This is a genomic window from Streptomyces sp. TRM68416, assembly GCF_014596915.1.
GTDB lineage: Bacteria > Actinomycetota > Actinomycetes > Streptomycetales > Streptomycetaceae > Streptomyces.
On the sequence record NZ_JACVWU010000011.1, the window covers coordinates 87,302 to 102,851 of the forward strand.

Sequence of the window (15,550 nt, forward strand, 5' to 3'; positions counted from 1 at the left end):
CGGATTCCGCGAGGACCGATATCCCGTCGCGTGCCCGGTACACGCACCGCTAGCGTGGCCTTTCATGACGTCTGCCGCTTCAGGAGCCCACCCCCTCTTCGCCGCCGCCCTCGACGAACTCGGACTCGGCGAACTGCACGACCGGATCCGGCGCTTCCCGGACGCGACCCGCACCGCCGCGGAGGCGGCCGCCGCGATCGGCTGCGAACTGAGCCAGATCTGCAAGTCGCTGATCTTCGCCGCCGACGGCGTCCCCGTCCTCGTCCTCATGGACGGCGCCTCCCGCGTCGACGTCGACCTCGTCCGGCGCGAACTGGGCGCCGAGCGGGTCACCCGGGCCAAGGCCGACGTCGTACGGGAGACCACCGGATACGCCATCGGCGGCGTCCCGCCCTTCGGGCACCGCACGCGGACCCGCGTCCTGGCCGACCGCTCCCTGCTCGACCACGACCTCGTCTGGGCCGCCGCCGGCACCCCGTACACCGTCTTCCCCATGGAACCGAAGGCCCTGATCGCGCACGCCGGCGCCGCCCTGGCGGACGTGCGCGAGCACACCGCGTGACGCCCCTGGTCACCGCCGCCGTCCTGCTCGCCGCGGTCACTCACGCCTGCTGGAACGCCCTCGCCCACCGCATCCCCGACAAACTCGTCGGCTTCACCCTGATCGCGGGCGGCGGGGCGCTGATCGGGCTGGTCATGCTGCCGTTCACGCCGGTGCCGGCGGCCGGTGCCTGGCCGTACCTGATCGGCTCCGCGCTCATCCACATCGCCTACTACGCCCTGCTGATGAAGTCCTTCCGGCTCGGCGACTTCGGCCAGGCCTACCCCATCGCCCGCGGCACCGCGCCCCTGGTCGTCACCCTGTTCGCCGCGCTCTTCGCCCACGAGGTCCCGGACGACTGGGCCGCCGCCGGCATCGCCCTGTCCTGCGCCGGACTGACCGGCGTCGCCCTGTGGGGACTGCGCGGACACCGCCCCCACTGGTCCGCGATCGGCGCCGCCCTCGCCACCGGCCTCACCATCGCGGCCTACACGGTCGTCGACGGCCTCGGCGTGCGCGCCTCCGGCTCCTCCCTCGGCTACATCGCCTGGCTGATGACGATCCAGGGCGTGGTGATCCCCGCGTACACCGTCTGGCGCCGACGGGGCGACTCGGTCGCCCTCCTCCGCCCGTACGCCGCCGTCGGCCTGCTCGGCGCCGCCCTCTCCGTCACCGCCTACGGCCTCGTCCTGTGGGCCCAGACCCGCGCGGCCCTCGCGCCGATCGCGGCCCTTCGGGAGTCCTCCATCATCGTGGGCGCGGCGATCGGCGCGGTGTTCTTCAAGGAACGGTTCGGGGCGCCGCGGATCGTGGCGGCCGGGTTGCTGGTGGTGGGGATCGGGCTGATGCTGCGGGCGGGGTGAACCGGAGAGGGGGCGGGTGTCCGTTCCGGCGCGGGAGCGGTGGTGCGGGGCGTGGTCGGAGGAGCACCCTGGAAGGAGGAGTTCCGGAGGTGATCGTCATGATGCACACCGCAGTGGGATGGCATGTGGAGCTGGAGTTCCAGGAGGACGACCAGCACACGCGGGCGGCGGCGCTGGTGCGGCTGCCCGACGGCACCGAGGTACGGGCCCAGGGGCACGCCAGCCGCCACCACACCGACGCGAATCAGCCGCGGGTCGGGGAGGAGATAGCGGCGGCACGTGCCCTCAACGAACTCGCGATGCAGCTGCTGACGAAGGCGCACGGCGAGATCGACTCGGCCTCGGGGCGCACGTCCCATCCGATTCACGTGTGAGGTGAGGTGAGGTGAGGTGGGGGCGTGCGGGTTCGCTCGCGCGCCCCTGGCTGGGGTGCGCCACCCTGTTTGGGGCGCGTTGGTCGGCTTGTGCGCCCCGCGCGGGCGCTTCGCGCCGGATCGGGGCGTGCGCCCGAGTTGCGTGCGCTGGTGAGCCCGCGCTCGAGCGTGTGCGAGCAGCTACGCGCCCCGCGTGAGCGACTCCCGCACCCCCCGCACCAGCGCCTGCGCGCGCGGGTCCGCCGTCACCGTCTTGCGGAAGCCGTTGGTGACGTAGCCGAAGGCGATGCCCGAGTCGGGGTCGGCGAAACCGAGGGAGCCGCCGCGGCCGGGGTGGCCGAAGGAGGTGGGGGCGAGGAGCGGGGACGCGCTGCCGTGCAGCATGTAGCCGAGGCCGAAGCGGGTGCCCACGACCAGCACCCGGTCCGGGCCCGCCGACTCCTCGGCGCGGGCCAGCCGGGCCGTCGCCGCGTCGAACAGGCGGAAGCCGTCGACGGGCCCGATCAGCGCCGCGTAGAAGCGGGCGAGGGCCTCGGCCGTCGCGATGCCGTTGGTGGCGGGCAGGGCGGCCGCGCGGTGGGCGGGGTCGTTCTGGTCGGGGAACGGGCTGATCGCCGCGAACGCCCGGCGGGTCAGGGAGTCGGGGTCGGCGTAGGCCTCGGTCACCGAACGCTTCGGGCGGGCGCGCAGTCCGCCGACGGGCTCGGGCCCCTCCACGCGTCCGGAACGGCCGACCCGCCCGGCCGCCGCCTCCGACTCCGGCAGCCCGAGCCACAGGTCCAGGCCCAGCGGCGCGGCCAGCTCCGCCGCGATCCACTCACCGGCCCAGCGTCCCGTCACCCGCCGGGTCAGTTCGTCGACCATCCAGCCGTAGGTCAGCGCGTGATAGCCGTGATCGGTGCCCGGCTCCCAGACGGGCGCCTGCGCGGCGACCGCCTCGGGTCCGCGCGCGGGGTCCAGCGCCTGCGCGGGGGTGAGCGGCGTGTCCAGCACGGGCAGCCCGGCCCGGTGGTTCAGCACGTGCCGCACGAGCACCCGTTCCTTGCCGTGCGCCTTGAACTCCGGCCAGTACGCACCCACCGGCGCGTCCAGGTCCAGCTCCCCGCGCTGATGCAGCATCAGCAGTACGGCGGCGGCGACGCCCTTGGTCGCCGAGCGCACCACCTGCGCGGTGCCGCGTTCCCACGGCTCCGTGCCGTCGACGTCCCGGGTGCCGGCCCACAGGTCGACGACCCGCTGCCCGTCGCGGTAGACGGAGACGGCCGCGCCCCGCTCGCCGAGCGCCTCGAAGTTCCGTACGAACGCCTCCCTGACCGGCTCGAATCCCTCGACGACCGTGCCGTTCACCTTCACGTCCGCAGGTCCCTTCCCATGCGTCCCACTCGCCTTCGACAGCGGGTGCAACAACGGACCGTCGCCTGCGATTCCTCGGCTCGCGTCAACCGAGCAGGATCGTGACGTCGATGTTGCCGCGGGTGGCGTTGGAGTAGGGGCAGACCTCGTGGGCCGCGTCGACGAGCTTGGCCGCGACGTCCGCGTCGAGCACCGGCAGGGAGACGTTGAGGGCGACCGCGAGACCGTAGCCGAGCTGCTTGTTGGGGCCGATGCCGACCTTCGCGGCGACGGTGGAGCCGGTCAGGTCGTAACCGGCCCGTCGGCCGACGAGGACGAGCGCGTTGTGGAAGCAGGAGCTGTACCCGGCGGCGAACAGCTGCTCGGGGTTGGTGCCGTTGCCGTCGCCGCCCAGCTCCGGCGGCATCGCGACGCGCAGCTCCAGCACGCCGTCCTGGCTGGTGACATAGCCGTCCCGGCCACCGTGCGCGGTGGCCTCGGCGACGTACATGATCTTCGTCGGACGGGTGTCGACAGCGGTGCCGTCGGTCATGGACGTCCTCCCCCGGGAATCCTTGTGCACAAATACATCGTGCACAAGGTACTGACCGGTAGGTGTGGGGGTGCGGGCAGGGGGTGGCAACTGCGGGTAACGCCAGATCAGGGGAGAGGGGAGGTGGGGCGTGTGCGCCGGGCGTGTGCGGGTCAGTGTGCGCGGTCGGCTGCCGCCTGCGCCCTCTCCGCGAGCTGCCACAGCTCCTCGCGCAACCGCGCGACCTCCGGCCCGCCGAGCTCCGTCGCCGCGAGCAGTGCGCCCGGTACGCGCGCCGCGCGCTCCTTCAGTTCCTCCGCACGCCCCGTGCACGCGACGAGCACCGAGCGCTCGTCGCCCGCCGCGCGCTCCCGGCGCACGAGCCCCGCGGACTCCAGCCGCTTCAGCAACGGCGACACCGTCCCGTAGTCCAGCCGCAGCGCCCCCGCCAGCTCCTTGACCGTCGTCTCCCCGCGCTCCCACAGCACCAGCAGCACGAGGTACTGCGGATAGGTGAGCCCGAGGTCGTCGAGGAGGGGGCGGTACGCCGCCGTCACCGCGCGCTGCGCCGCGTACAGCGCGAAGCACAGCTGCTCGTCGAGGAGCAGGGAACCGGCCGCCCCGCCGTTCTCGTCGTTCGTCACGCGCCCATTGTCACGGACGGAGCCGGGTCGCCGGCACGGAACGCGGGTCGAAGCCGAAGGGCAGCTCCAGCCGGTGGGCGCGCATCAGGTCGTCGTCCGCGAGCAGCTCGCCCGTCCGGCCGTCCGCCGCGATCACGCCGTCGCTCAGGATGAGCGCGCGCGGGCACAGTTCCAGCGCGTAGGGCAGGTCGTGCGTGACCATCAGCACGGTCACGTCCAGCGAGCGCAGGATGTCGGCCAGTTCGCGGCGGGAGGCGGGGTCCAGGTTGGAGGACGGCTCGTCCAGCACCAGGATCTCCGGCTCCATCGCCAGCACGGTCGCCACGGCCACCCGGCGGCGCTGCCCGAACGACAGGTGGTGCGGCGGCCGTTCCTTGAACTCCGCCATGCCCACCTGCGCGAGCGCCCGGTCCACGCGCTCCTCCAGCTCCGCCCCCTTCAGCCCGGCCGCAGCCGGACCGAACGCCACGTCCTCGCGGACCGTCGGCATGAACAGCTGGTCGTCCGGGTCCTGGAAGACGATGCCCACCTTGCGCCGGATCTCGGCCATGTGCTGCCGCCCCACGGGCAGACCCGCCACCGTCACCGTGCCGGTGCCGCCGCCGAGGATGCCGTTGAGGTGCAGCACGAGCGTCGTCTTGCCGGCACCGTTCGGCCCGAGCAGCGCCACACGCTCGCCGCGCGCGATGGAGAAGTCCACGCCGAACAGGGCCTGATGGCCGTCGGGGTAGGCGAAGGCGAGGCCGGAGACCTCCAGGGAAGCAGTCACATGGTCCATCCCAGCAGACAGACCACGAGGGCGGCGAGGGGGAGGGTGAACGCGTACGTCCACTGCGCGCGGGATGCGGTCACCTCGTCGATCACCGGCATCGCACCGGCGTACCCGCGGCTGATCATGGCCAGGTGGACGCGCTCGCCGCGTTCGTAGGAGCGGATGAACAGCGCGCCCGCGGACTTCGCGAGCACGCCCCAGTGCCGCACACCGCGCGCCTCGAAGCCGCGCGACTCCCGCGCGATGCGCATGCGCCGCATCTCGTCGGTGATCACGTCGCCGTAGCGGATCATGAAGGAGGCGATCTGCACCAGCAGGGGCGGGAGCTTCAGGCGCTGCAGGCCGAGCAGCAGCTCGCGCAGTTCGGTGGTGGAGGCCAGCAGGACGGACGCGGCGACGCCGAGGGTGCCCTTGGCGAGCACGTTCCAGGCGCCCCACAGTCCGCTGACGCTCAGCGACACACCGAGCACCTCGACGCGCTCGCCCTCCGCGACGAACGGCATCAGTACCGCGAAGGCGACGAACGGCACCTCGATCAGCAGCCGCTTGAGCAGGAAACCGGCGGGCACGCGCGCGAGGTACGCGACGACCGCGAGCAGGACGGCGTACAGCCCGAAGGCCCACATCGCCTCCCGCGGTGTCGACACCACGACGACCACGAACGCGAAGGTCGCGGCGAGCTTGGTGTGCGGCGGCAGTCCGTGCACGGGGGAGTGCCCGTGCCGGTACAGCCTGTGCGCGTGTCCGGCGCCCATGTCAGACGTTCGTGCTCACGGGGGAGACGTCGTCGTGCGTACGTCGGCGGCGCACCGCCCAGAACACCGCGCTGCCCGCCACGACCGTGACACCGACGCCGATGACGCCCGCCAGCCCCCCGGACAGGCGGGCGTCCTCGACATCCTTGACGCCGTAGTCGGCGAGGGGGGAGTCGGCGTACGCGTGCTCCTCGGCCTTCTTGTCGATGCCCTGGTCGGAGGCGACCTTCTCCAGGCCGTCGGGGTTGGAGGAGGCGTAGAAGCTGACGACGCCGGCGAGGACGAGGGAGGTGACCAGACCGGTGATCCACAGCGCGCGCCGGGAGGTGCGCGCCGCGACGGGCGCCGTGCGCGCCCCCTCGGGCGCCGGGACGTCGACCAGTGCGCCGTTCACGCGCAGTTGCAGGCGCTGGCGCAGGTCGCGCGCGCCGTACACGAGATCCGGGCGCACGGCGATCACCGCGCCGACCGTGAGCGCCGTGATCGCGGCCTCCCCGATGCCGATCAGGACGTGCACGCCGACCATCGCGGTGGCCACCTTGCCGATCGAGACGTCGGTGGTGCCGCCGACCGCGTACATCAGCGTGAAGGCGAGCGCCGCGGCCGGGACCGAGACGAGGGCCGCGGCGAAGGAGGCCACGGTCACCGAGCGGCGGGTGCGCGGCAGGATCTTGACCAGGCCGCGGAAGAGGCCGTAGGCGACGACCGTGGTGACCACCGCCATGTTGGTGATGTTCACGCCGAGCGCGGTCAGGCCGCCGTCCGCGAAGAGGATGCCCTGCATGAGCAGGACGACGGAGACGCACAGCACGCCGGTGTAGGGGCCGACGAGGATCGCGGCGAGCGCGCCGCCCAGCAGGTGACCGCTGGTGCCCGCGGCGACGGGGAAGTTCAGCATCTGGACGGCGAAGATGAACGCGGCCACCAGGCCGGCCAGCGGCGCGGTGCGCTCGTCGAGTTCCCGGCGCGCGCCGCGCAGGCTCACGGCGACCGCGGCCGCGGCGACCGCTCCGGTCGCGAGCGAGGTGGGGGCGTCTATGAATCCGTCAGGGACATGCACCGTTCGATGATAGTGGCTTGTTGCGAACGGCTTGCAAGAGCGTGTGACCGAGAACAATCGGCGCAGAATCTCCGGCCCAGGGGCGCCCGGCGGAAAATATGCGACATTGGAGAGGAAGCGGATTCACAGCTTTCGCATAGGTCACGCAGCGTAAGGGGCCGCCCGATGTCGGTAGTCGAGCAGTACGCGCGAGCCCAGATCGTCACGGACACGGACGTCCAGGTGCAGGAGGACCGCGGGGCCGTACCCGTCGTCCTGCGGTACGACCCCGAGCGGGACCCCCGCGCGGTACGGGTCGGACTGCCCGGACCGCACGAGTGGACCTTCTCCCGCGACCTGCTGGAACAGGGCCTGCGGGCGCCCGCAGGCAGCGGGGACGTACGGGTGTGGCCGTGCGGGCGGGTACAGGCGGTGGTGGAGTTCCACTCCGCGCAGGGCGTCTCGGTGGTGCAGTTCGAGACGAAGGCGCTGCTGCGGTTCCTGCGCCGGACGTACACGGCGGCGGCGGAGCCGGTACGCGGCTGAACACGCGCGTACGGCCCCTCCTCACGCCTTCACTCAGCGCCCCCAGCCTCAGCAGCGCTCGGCCCCTCAGCCCCCGGCTTCAGCAGCGCTCAGCCCTTCAGCCCCCGGCTTCAGCAGCGCTCAGCCCTTCAGCCCCCCAGCTTCAGCAGCGACGCCACGATCGGCCCCGCCGTCGACCCGCCGTGCCCGCCCGCCTGGACCACGCCCGCGGCCGCGAGGTCGCCCCGGTAGGCGGTGAACCAGCCGTTGGGCTTCTTCTGTCCGTCGACCTCGGCGGAACCGGTCTTCGCGCCGATGTCACCGCCCACCCCGGCCATCGCCTCGGCGGCAGTGCCGTAGACCGCCGTATGGGCCATCAGCTCACGCAACTGGGAGAGCGTGCCGGAGGACATCGCGCGCGGGGCCGTGGCCAGTGTGCGCCTGTCCACCTCCGGCGGGACAAGGTACGGCTGGCGGAAGACGCCCGCCTTGACCGTCGCGGAGACCGAGGCCATGTTCAGCGGGTTCATCCGCACCCCGCCCTGGCCGATCAGCGAGGCCGCCATCTGCGCGTGCGACTGCACCGGGACGCTGCCGTCGAAGGTCGGCACCCCCACGGACCAGTTGTTCAGGCCCAGGCCGAAGACCTGCTGCGTCTGCTTGGTCAGGCTGTCGTCGTCCAGCTCGGGCGCCTGGCTGATGAACGCCGTGTTGCAGGACCGCCCGAAGCTCGCCTTGAACGTGCCGCCCTTGATCTCGAACTTGTCGAGGTTCTGGAACTTCCAGCCCCCGTACGTGAAGAACTTCGGGCACGGATGCGCCTTGTTCGCCGAGGCCAGGCCCTTCTCGATCAGCAGCGAGGCGGTGACGACCTTCATCGTGGAGCCGGGCGCGAGGGAGCCCTGCAGCGCGGTGTTGAAGCCCTTGGAGGAGTTCGCGACCGCCAGGATCTCGCCCGTGGAGGGGCGCAGGACGGCGACCGAGGCGCGTGCCTTCTTCGCCACCTGCTCCTCGGCCGCGGCCTGGAGCGTCGGGTTGAGCGTCGTCCGCACCGTGCCCGGTGTGCCCTCGCTCAGCTCCACCAGGGTCCTGTCCGCCGACTTGGACTCCTTGCCGCGGATCACGCGCAGCTCGATGCCCGCCTTGCCGCCGGCCGTCTCGCCGTACTTCTCGCGCAGCCCGTCCAGCACCGTGCCCAGCGACGGGTACGACTCGGCCGTCAGCTCGCCGCCGTCCCGGTCCAGCGCCTTGACCGGCGGGGTCCCGGCTTCCCCGGTGACCAGCGTGTCGCCGTCCTTGAGGTCGGGGTGGACGACGGACGGCCGCCACGCGACGACCGGTTCGCCGTCCCCGGCACGCCGTACGACGGTCAGGGCGCTGTCGTAGGCCAACGGCTCGCTGAGCTTGTCGTACGCCACCGTTGCCTTGACGGAGAAGGGCACCTCGGCGCCCTTCGGCGTGCCGGGGGTGAAGGTGGCGTCCTTGATGTGGGCGTCCTTGCGGTAGCCGGCGAGCAGCTTCCGGGCCGCCGTGGCGTCGTCCGTGGCGGCGGCGGCCTCGTCGACCTCGCCCCGCTGCCAGGCCGTGAGGAAGGCGCCGGCCGCCGTGGTGACCTCCTCGGCGGACAGCGGGCCCGTCTTGACCGCCTTCGCCGTGCCGTCGGCGGCCGCGGTCTGCGTACGCTCGTCGGCCACCGCCCCGCCCCCGTACAGCGCGTAGGCGCCCACCCCGGCGCCGCCGACGACCACGGCGATCATCCCGCCGACCACCACGGCGGGCCTCGTCTTCCGTCGCTCGTCCGCGACGCGCCTTCTCTTGCCCACAGCTGTCAGTTCCTCCGCGAAGTCCCAGGGTCCCCGTCGCCCTCGTCCAGCCCAACGACGGCACCACCCTAGAGTCCCGTCCTTCAGGGGTGAGTTCAGCCTCCGGCCGCCAGCACCGCCCTGACGATCGGGCCCGCCGCCTCGCTGCCGCGCCCGCCGGCCTCGCTCATCGCCGCCGCGGCCACATCGTTGCGGAACCCGGTGAACCAGCTGTTGGCCGCCTGCCCGTCCACCTCGGCGGAACCGGTCTTCGCGCCGATGTCCCCGCCGAGCCCGGCCATCACGTCCCGGGCCGTGCCCTGGGTCGCGGTGAGCCGCATCATCTGGGTGAGCTGGTAGGAGGTGTTCGGCTGCAGGCCCTTGGCGGTGGCCAGCTCGCGGTCGTCCAGCCCGGGCGGCACCAGGTACGGCTGCCGGAAGGCACCCGTCTTCGCGGTGGCGGTCACGGAGGCCATGTTCAGCGGGCTCATCTGGACCTGGCCCTGGCCGATGGCGTTGGCCGCCCGGTCCGGGCCCGCGGACGGCGGAACGCTGCCGTCGAAGGAGGTGATGCCGGTCTTCCAGTCGTCCCGGCCGAGCCCGAACCGCTCCTGCGCCTCCGCCGTCAGCGAGGCGTCGGTGAGCGGCTCCTCGTCGACGAGCTTGATGAAACCGGTGTTGCACGAACGCATGAACGTATCGGCCAGCGTGGCGCTCTCGTTGGCCGGCAGACCGGGAAGGTTCTTGAAGGTCTGGCTCTGCCAGGTGGCGGTGTCCGGGCAGGGCGCCGGGCCGTTCATCGAGGCGACACCGTTGTCGATGAGCATCGCCGCGGTGACGATCTTCATCGTGGAGCCGGGCGCGACCCGCCCCTCGAAGGCCGCGTTCCATCCGTCCGCACGGTTGTTCGCCACCGCCAGCACCTCGCCGGTACTGGGCTTGACCGCGACCACCGACGACTCGTCGTAGCTCTGCACGGCCTTCTCGGCCGCCGCCTGCACGGCCGCGCTCAGCGTCGTGGGCAGCCGGCCCGCCTTGCCCTCGGTGAGGGTGACCAGCGAGGTGTCGGCCGCGTCCCCGGCGGTGTGCCGGACCACCAGCTCGATGCCGGGGGTGCCGCCGGCGCGGTCGCCGTACCGTTCGCGCAACGTGTCCAGGATCGGACCCAGCGAGGGGTACTTCTCCTTGGTCAGCACGCGGTCGTCGCGGTCCACCGCCACGATGGGCGGGCTCGCCGACTCCCCGGTCACCAGCGTGTCGCCGTCGTTCTTCAGCGCGGGATGGACCACCGACGGATCCCAGTCCACCAGCGCCTGCCCGGAGGTCTCCCCGCGCACCACCTTCAGCTCGCTCTTGTACACGAGCGGCTTCGACGCCTTCCCGTACGACACCGTCGCCCGCACCGAGAAGGGCACCGTGGTCCCCTTCGCCGCCCCCGGCGTGATCTTCACACCGGTGATGTGCGCTTCCTCGCCGTACGCGGTCAGCAGCTTCTCGGCCGGGGCTTCGAAGTTCGTGTACGCCGCCGCCTGCGCCGCGCGCCCCTTCTCCCACGCCGAGAAGAACTTCCCGGAGGCCTCCGCCACCTCCTCCGCGCTCGGCGGCCCGGTCTTCACCTCCGGCGCGCCCCCGTCACCGTTCAGCGCGGATACGAGGTTGTAGGCGCCGTAACCGGCCCCGCCCACCATCGCGGCGAACACACCGCCGACGACGGCGGCCTTCACCCCCTTGCCCATAGGGTCGTCCCCTCCCCGATTCCCCAGTGGTCTTCCGCACTGTAGGGGGCCGGTGGGGAGGGTGGGGCCGCTGTTCTCCGATTGTTGCCTGATCCAGGTATTCGGGCGGTCGCCGAGGTGGCTAGACCCAGGTGTCCAGCCACATCCGCGACCGCCAGTCGTCGATCGGGATACTCGTCCCCGTGAACAGGGGCCAGAAGTAGATGAAGTTCCAGGCGATCAGCAGCACCAGGACGCCCGCGCCCGTGGCCCCGGCCACCCTGCGTGTCTCCGACGAGCCCGGTGGGCCGACGATCGCGCCCAGGAGCATCGCCACGGCCAGGCAGAGGAAGGGCAGGAAGACGACGGCGTAGAAGAAGAAGATCGTCCGCTCCTGGTACAGGAACCAGGGCAGATAGCCGGCCGCGACGGCGCAGGCGATGGCGCCCGCGCGCCAGTCGCGGCGGAAGAACCAGCGCCACAGCACGTACAACAGGGCGAAGGCTGCCACCCACCACAGCAGTGGCGTGCCGATGGCCAGGACCTCGCGCGCGCACTTGTCGCCCGCATCGGCGGGGCAGCCGTCCACGCCGGGGGCGGGTGACTCGTAGAAGTACGACACCGGGCGGCCGGTGACGATCCAGCTCCACGGGTTGGACTGGTACGTGTGCGGCGAGGACAGGCCCACATGGAACTCGTAGACCTGCTGCTCGTAGTGCCACAGGCTGCGCAACCAGTCCGGGAAGAGCCAGGACCAGCTGCTGTCCTTGCCGTCGGTGGCGGCCCAGTTGCGGTAGTAGCCGCCGGTGCCGTCCGTGGGCGACAGGATCCAGCCCGTCCACGACGCGAGGTACGTCACGATCGCGACCGGCACGGTGGCCAGGAACGCCAGCCCCAGGTCGTACTTGAGGACGGCCGTGTACGGGTGGCGGGCGCCCGCCACCTTGCGGGAAGCGACGTCCCACAGGACCGTCATCAGGCCGAACGCGACCAGGAAGTACAGGCCGTTCCACTTGGTGCCGATCGCCAGGCCCAGCATCAGACCGGCCGCCCAGCGCCAGGGGCGCAGGCCCAGGCGCGCGGTCTCGGCCGTGTACGCGTCGGGGCGGACCCGGCCGTCGGCGTCGGCCGGCAACGCGGCGGCGAGCCGCTCGCGCGCCTTGTCGCGGTCGACGACCAGGCAGCCGAACGCGGCCAGCACGAAGAACATCAGCACGCCGTCCAGCAGCGCGGTCCGGCTCATCACGAAGTGCAGGCCGTCCACCGCCATCAGCGCGCCCGCCAGACAGCCCAGGAAGGTGGAACGGAACAGTCGGCGGCCGATCCGGCACAGCATCAGCACGGAGAGCGTGCCGAGCAGCGCCGTCATGAACCGCCAGCCGAACGGGTCGAAGCCGAACATCAGCTCGCCCAGCCCGATGACGTACTTGCCCACCGGCGGGTGCACGACGTACGCCGCGTCCGTGGGGACATTGACCTTGTCGCCCAGGGACAGCACCAGGTCGTTGGCGTTCTTGTCCCAGTTGACCTCGAAGCCGCGGTGGACGAGCGCCCACGCGTCCTTGGCGTAGTACGTCTCGTCGAATATCACCCCCCTCGGGCTGCCCAGGTTCCAGAACCGCAGCACGCCCGCGAGGAGGGTGACCAGCAGCGGACCGCCCCAGCCCGACCACCGCGTGATCCGCTTGGTGAGCGCCGGCGACAGGCCGAGTACCGTCCACAGTCGTGGGCTGGGCTGCACATACGGCGGCACCAGGCGGTCGCGGACATCGCTTCCGGGCCCCGCGGTGTATCCGAAGCGGCGCAACCGCTGCTGCCACGAGGGCCGCTGCTCGGGTGGCGCCTGGCCCTGCCGGGTGTCCGTGGAGTCCATGGACGACGCTGTACTGGTCACCGCGCCATCGTAGGGAACCGTGCTGCGGGAGTCCCGCGCATGGGGCCTGCGAGGATGGAAACGTGACAGTTACGCCCGGAACCCTGGTCCTTGCCGGCACTCCCATCGGCGACATCGCCGACGCACCTCCCCGGCTCGCCGAGGAGCTGGCCGGCGCCGACGTCGTCGCCGCCGAGGACACCCGACGGCTGCGGCGGCTCACCCAGGCGCTCGGGATCACGCCCAAGGGGCGTGTCGTGTCCTACTTCGAGGGCAACGAGTCGGCCCGTACGCCGGAACTGGTCGACGAACTGCTCGGCGGCGCGCGCGTGCTGCTCGTCACGGACGCGGGGATGCCATCCGTGTCCGACCCCGGGTACCGGCTGGTCGCGGCGGCCGTCGAGCGCGGGGTGCGGGTCACCGCGGTGCCCGGGCCGTCCGCCGTGCTGACCGCGCTGGCGCTGTCCGGGCTGCCCGTCGACCGGTTCTGCTTCGAGGGGTTCCTGCCGCGCAAGGCCGGGGAACGGCTGTCGCGGCTGCGCGAGGTCGCCGAGGAACGGCGCACCCTCGTCTACTTCGAGGCCCCGCACCGGCTCGACGACACCCTCGCGGCGATGGCCGAGGTGTTCGGCGCGGAGCGGCGGGCCGCCGTGTGCCGGGAGCTGACCAAGACGTACGAGGAGGTCAGGCGCGGTTCGCTGGGGGAGCTGGCGGAGTGGGCGGCCGAGGGCGTGCGCGGGGAGATCACCGTCGTCGTGGAGGGTGCGCCGGAGAAGGGACCCGAGGAGATCGGCCCCGAGGAGCTGGTGCGCCGGGTGCGGGTGCGCGAGGAGGCGGGCGAGCGGCGCAAGGAGGCCATCGCGGCGGTGGCGGCGGAGGCCGGGCTGCCGAAGCGGGAGGTGTTCGACGCGGTGGTGGCGGCGAAGAACGCGGGGGTGTGAGGGGGCTTGTGGGGAGGCGCGCCTCACGGGGAGGGCCTTGATCGTCTTGCGCGGGGCGCGCGGGGTGTGGTGCGCGCGGGGTGTGATCGGTTTGGCGCGCGCCGGGCGTGATCGTTTCACGCGGGGCGTGAGGCGCCCGGCTGGGGCGTGAGGCACCTGGTCGGGGCGTGCGCCCTCTGAGCAGGGCGCATCTCCTCTGAGCGCGCGCCCCATCCGGCGGCAAAGGGCGGCCATGAAAAGCAAAGCCCGCGCCGGGTGAACGGGGCGCCCGGGCAAGGGACGCCCAAATCGCCGCCAACACTCGACAGGCCTGCTGCGTTCGCGTCGGCGGAGGCGTCCACTGGGTGGTGGGACGCACCCGTCCCCGGTCCAACACGAGGAGCCGGCATGAGCGAGACCGCAGGACAGACCCGCCTCCGTGGCGCGGACACCCCGATCGTCCACGAGTCGTATTCCTTCGCCTGCATGCGCTGCGGGCACGGCTGGGAACAGTCGTACGAGATCGAGCACCACACGGACGGCGACGGCCACGAGTTCGTGATGTACGTGGCCGACGGCCAGGTCGTCCCGTCCCCTCTGAGCCGGCCCACGTGCCAGAACTGCGACAGCCACGTCGTACGGCTCCTGCGCGCGGGGCAGGTCTCGTCGGCGCGCGACGCGGCGCACCGGAGCCACCGCACGCCCCCGGCGGGCCCGGTGGAGGCGCCGGGCGCGGCGGAGGAGCGCGAGCACCACCACTGGCATCTGTCCGATCTCCTGCACCCGTTCCACCGCAGGGCGAGCTGACCCGGTCGCCCGGCCGGCCGCGCGCGCCCCTTTCGTAGGATCGGGGCATGCCTTCCTCCAGCGACAAGAACGAGGCGCCGCCGCTCCCGGAACCCCTCCGGGTGCCCGTCGCCGACTCCCACACCCACCTCGACATGCAGTCCGGCACGGTGGAGGAGGCGCTGGCGAAGGCCGCGTCGGTCGGGGTGACGACGGTCGTGCAGGTGGGCTGCGACGTGAACGGCTCCCGCTGGGCCGCCGAGACGGCAGCGGCGTACGACGCCGTCCACGCCGCCGTCGCCCTGCACCCCAACGAGGCCCCGCGCATCGTCCACGGTGACCCCGACGGCTGGTCCCGGCAGGGGGCGCGCGAGCCGGGCGGGGACGCGGGCCTGGACGAGGCGCTCGCCGAGATCGACCGGCTGGCCGCGCTCGCGCACGTGAAGGCCGTCGGCGAGACGGGCCTCGACTACTTCCGCACCGGCGACGAGGGCAAGGCCGCGCAGGAGCGTTCCTTCCGCGCCCACATCGAGATCGCCAAGCGGCACGGCAAGGCGCTCGTCATCCACGACCGGGACGCCCACGCGGACGTGCTGCGCGTGCTGAAGGAGGAGGGCGCGCCGGAGCGGACCGTCTTCCACTGCTACTCCGGGGACGCGGAGATGGCGGAGATCTGCGCCCGCGCCGGCTACTACATGTCCTTCGCGGGCAACGTCACCTTCAAGAACGCCCAGAACCTCCGCGACGCGCTCGCGGCGGCCCCGCTGGAGCTGGTCCTGGTGGAGACCGACGCGCCCTTCCTGACGCCGATGCCGTACCGCGGACGGCCCAACGCCCCGTATCTCGTTCCGGTCACGGTGCGCGCGATGGCCGCCGTGCGCGGCATCGACGAGGACGCGCTGGCAACGGCGCTCGGCGCGAACACGGCGCGCGCCTTCGACTACTGAGGGTGCCGCGTTCGTAACCGACGGATAACGCTCGCACAGGTCCGCCCCGGACCTCGCCGCGACGGTGCGTAGTCGCGTCGCTTTGGAGAGTGACCATCGCTCCGCTAGGTTCTTGGGGCCCGATCGGGAC

Annotated in this window: 16 protein-coding genes; 7 read left to right on the plus strand and 9 right to left on the minus strand. The window is 72.3% G+C overall.

Annotated elements, in window-relative coordinates:
• The first annotated feature begins 64 nt into the window (after positions 1-64).
• The 3 genes from ICC28_RS19015 (at position 65) to ICC28_RS19025 (ending at position 1,778) form a co-directional block, all read left to right on the plus strand.
• Complete coding sequence (locus ICC28_RS19015) at positions 65-562, plus strand: YbaK/EbsC family protein (RefSeq protein WP_188289808.1); 498 nt, start codon at positions 65-67, stop codon at positions 560-562.
• Positions 559-1,404: an EamA family transporter gene (locus ICC28_RS19020; RefSeq protein WP_188289809.1), complete on the plus strand. Its 846-nt coding sequence runs from the start codon at positions 559-561 to the stop codon at positions 1,402-1,404. The genes ICC28_RS19015 and ICC28_RS19020 overlap by 4 nt, the downstream gene beginning before the upstream one ends.
• Positions 1,405-1,502: 98 nt before the next feature.
• Positions 1,503-1,778, plus strand: a complete 276-nt coding sequence (locus tag ICC28_RS19025) for a DUF1876 domain-containing protein (protein WP_188289810.1) — start codon at positions 1,503-1,505, stop codon at positions 1,776-1,778.
• 180 nt (positions 1,779-1,958) lie between these two features.
• On the opposite strand, the gene ICC28_RS19030 is transcribed toward ICC28_RS19025, so the two are convergent.
• The 6 genes from ICC28_RS19030 to ICC28_RS19055 form a co-directional block, all read right to left on the minus strand.
• The gene (locus ICC28_RS19030) at positions 1,959-3,131 is read right to left on the minus strand and encodes a serine hydrolase domain-containing protein (protein WP_188289811.1); all 1,173 of its coding nucleotides are present in this window, start codon (positions 3,129-3,131) and stop codon (positions 1,959-1,961) included.
• 85 nt (positions 3,132-3,216) lie between these two features.
• Positions 3,217-3,663: an organic hydroperoxide resistance protein gene (locus ICC28_RS19035; RefSeq protein WP_188289812.1), complete on the minus strand. Its 447-nt coding sequence runs from the start codon at positions 3,661-3,663 to the stop codon at positions 3,217-3,219.
• A gap of 152 nt (positions 3,664-3,815) precedes the next feature.
• On the minus strand, positions 3,816-4,286 hold the full coding sequence (locus tag ICC28_RS19040) for a MarR family winged helix-turn-helix transcriptional regulator (protein ID WP_188289813.1): 471 nt from the start codon (positions 4,284-4,286) through the stop codon (positions 3,816-3,818).
• Between the two features lie 10 nt (positions 4,287-4,296).
• Positions 4,297-5,064, minus strand: coding sequence for an energy-coupling factor ABC transporter ATP-binding protein (locus tag ICC28_RS19045; RefSeq protein WP_188289814.1), 768 nt, complete (start codon positions 5,062-5,064; stop codon positions 4,297-4,299).
• On the minus strand, positions 5,052-5,813 hold the full coding sequence (cbiQ, locus tag ICC28_RS19050) for a cobalt ECF transporter T component CbiQ (protein ID WP_188289815.1): 762 nt from the start codon (positions 5,811-5,813) through the stop codon (positions 5,052-5,054). The genes ICC28_RS19045 and cbiQ overlap by 13 nt, the downstream gene beginning before the upstream one ends.
• A gap of 1 nt (position 5,814) precedes the next feature.
• On the minus strand, positions 5,815-6,873 hold the full coding sequence (locus ICC28_RS19055; RefSeq protein WP_188289816.1) for an energy-coupling factor ABC transporter permease: 1,059 nt from the start codon (positions 6,871-6,873) through the stop codon (positions 5,815-5,817).
• A 165-nt stretch (positions 6,874-7,038) separates the two neighbouring features.
• Between ICC28_RS19055 and ICC28_RS19060 the strand changes: the two genes are divergently transcribed.
• Positions 7,039-7,398 carry an SsgA family sporulation/cell division regulator gene (locus ICC28_RS19060; protein WP_188289817.1) on the plus strand — a complete coding sequence of 120 codons (360 nt, stop codon included), beginning with the start codon at positions 7,039-7,041 and terminating at the stop codon, positions 7,396-7,398.
• Between the two features lie 128 nt (positions 7,399-7,526).
• Here the strand turns inward: ICC28_RS19060 and ICC28_RS19065 are convergent, their stop codons facing one another.
• The 3 genes from ICC28_RS19065 to ICC28_RS19075 all read right to left on the minus strand — a co-directional run bounded on the left by ICC28_RS19065 (position 7,527) and on the right by ICC28_RS19075 (position 12,788).
• The gene (locus tag ICC28_RS19065) at positions 7,527-9,200 is read right to left on the minus strand and encodes a penicillin-binding transpeptidase domain-containing protein (RefSeq protein ID WP_188289818.1); all 1,674 of its coding nucleotides are present in this window, start codon (positions 9,198-9,200) and stop codon (positions 7,527-7,529) included.
• A gap of 95 nt (positions 9,201-9,295) precedes the next feature.
• Complete coding sequence (locus ICC28_RS19070; protein WP_188289819.1) at positions 9,296-10,915, minus strand: penicillin-binding transpeptidase domain-containing protein; 1,620 nt, start codon at positions 10,913-10,915, stop codon at positions 9,296-9,298.
• Positions 10,916-11,036: 121 nt separating this feature from the next.
• Positions 11,037-12,788, minus strand: coding sequence for a dolichyl-phosphate-mannose--protein mannosyltransferase (locus ICC28_RS19075; protein WP_188289820.1), 1,752 nt, complete (start codon positions 12,786-12,788; stop codon positions 11,037-11,039).
• A gap of 62 nt (positions 12,789-12,850) precedes the next feature.
• Between ICC28_RS19075 and rsmI the strand changes: the two genes are divergently transcribed.
• The 3 genes from rsmI to ICC28_RS19090 all read left to right on the plus strand — a co-directional run bounded on the left by rsmI (position 12,851) and on the right by ICC28_RS19090 (position 15,420).
• Positions 12,851-13,708: a 16S rRNA (cytidine(1402)-2'-O)-methyltransferase gene (rsmI, locus tag ICC28_RS19080; RefSeq protein WP_188289821.1), complete on the plus strand. Its 858-nt coding sequence runs from the start codon at positions 12,851-12,853 to the stop codon at positions 13,706-13,708.
• Positions 13,709-14,095: 387 nt separating this feature from the next.
• The gene (locus ICC28_RS19085) at positions 14,096-14,494 is read left to right on the plus strand and encodes a hypothetical protein (RefSeq protein ID WP_188289822.1); all 399 of its coding nucleotides are present in this window, start codon (positions 14,096-14,098) and stop codon (positions 14,492-14,494) included.
• Positions 14,495-14,541: 47 nt separating this feature from the next.
• Positions 14,542-15,420: a TatD family hydrolase gene (locus ICC28_RS19090; protein ID WP_188289823.1), complete on the plus strand. Its 879-nt coding sequence runs from the start codon at positions 14,542-14,544 to the stop codon at positions 15,418-15,420.
• The last annotated feature ends 130 nt before the right edge of the window (positions 15,421-15,550 follow it).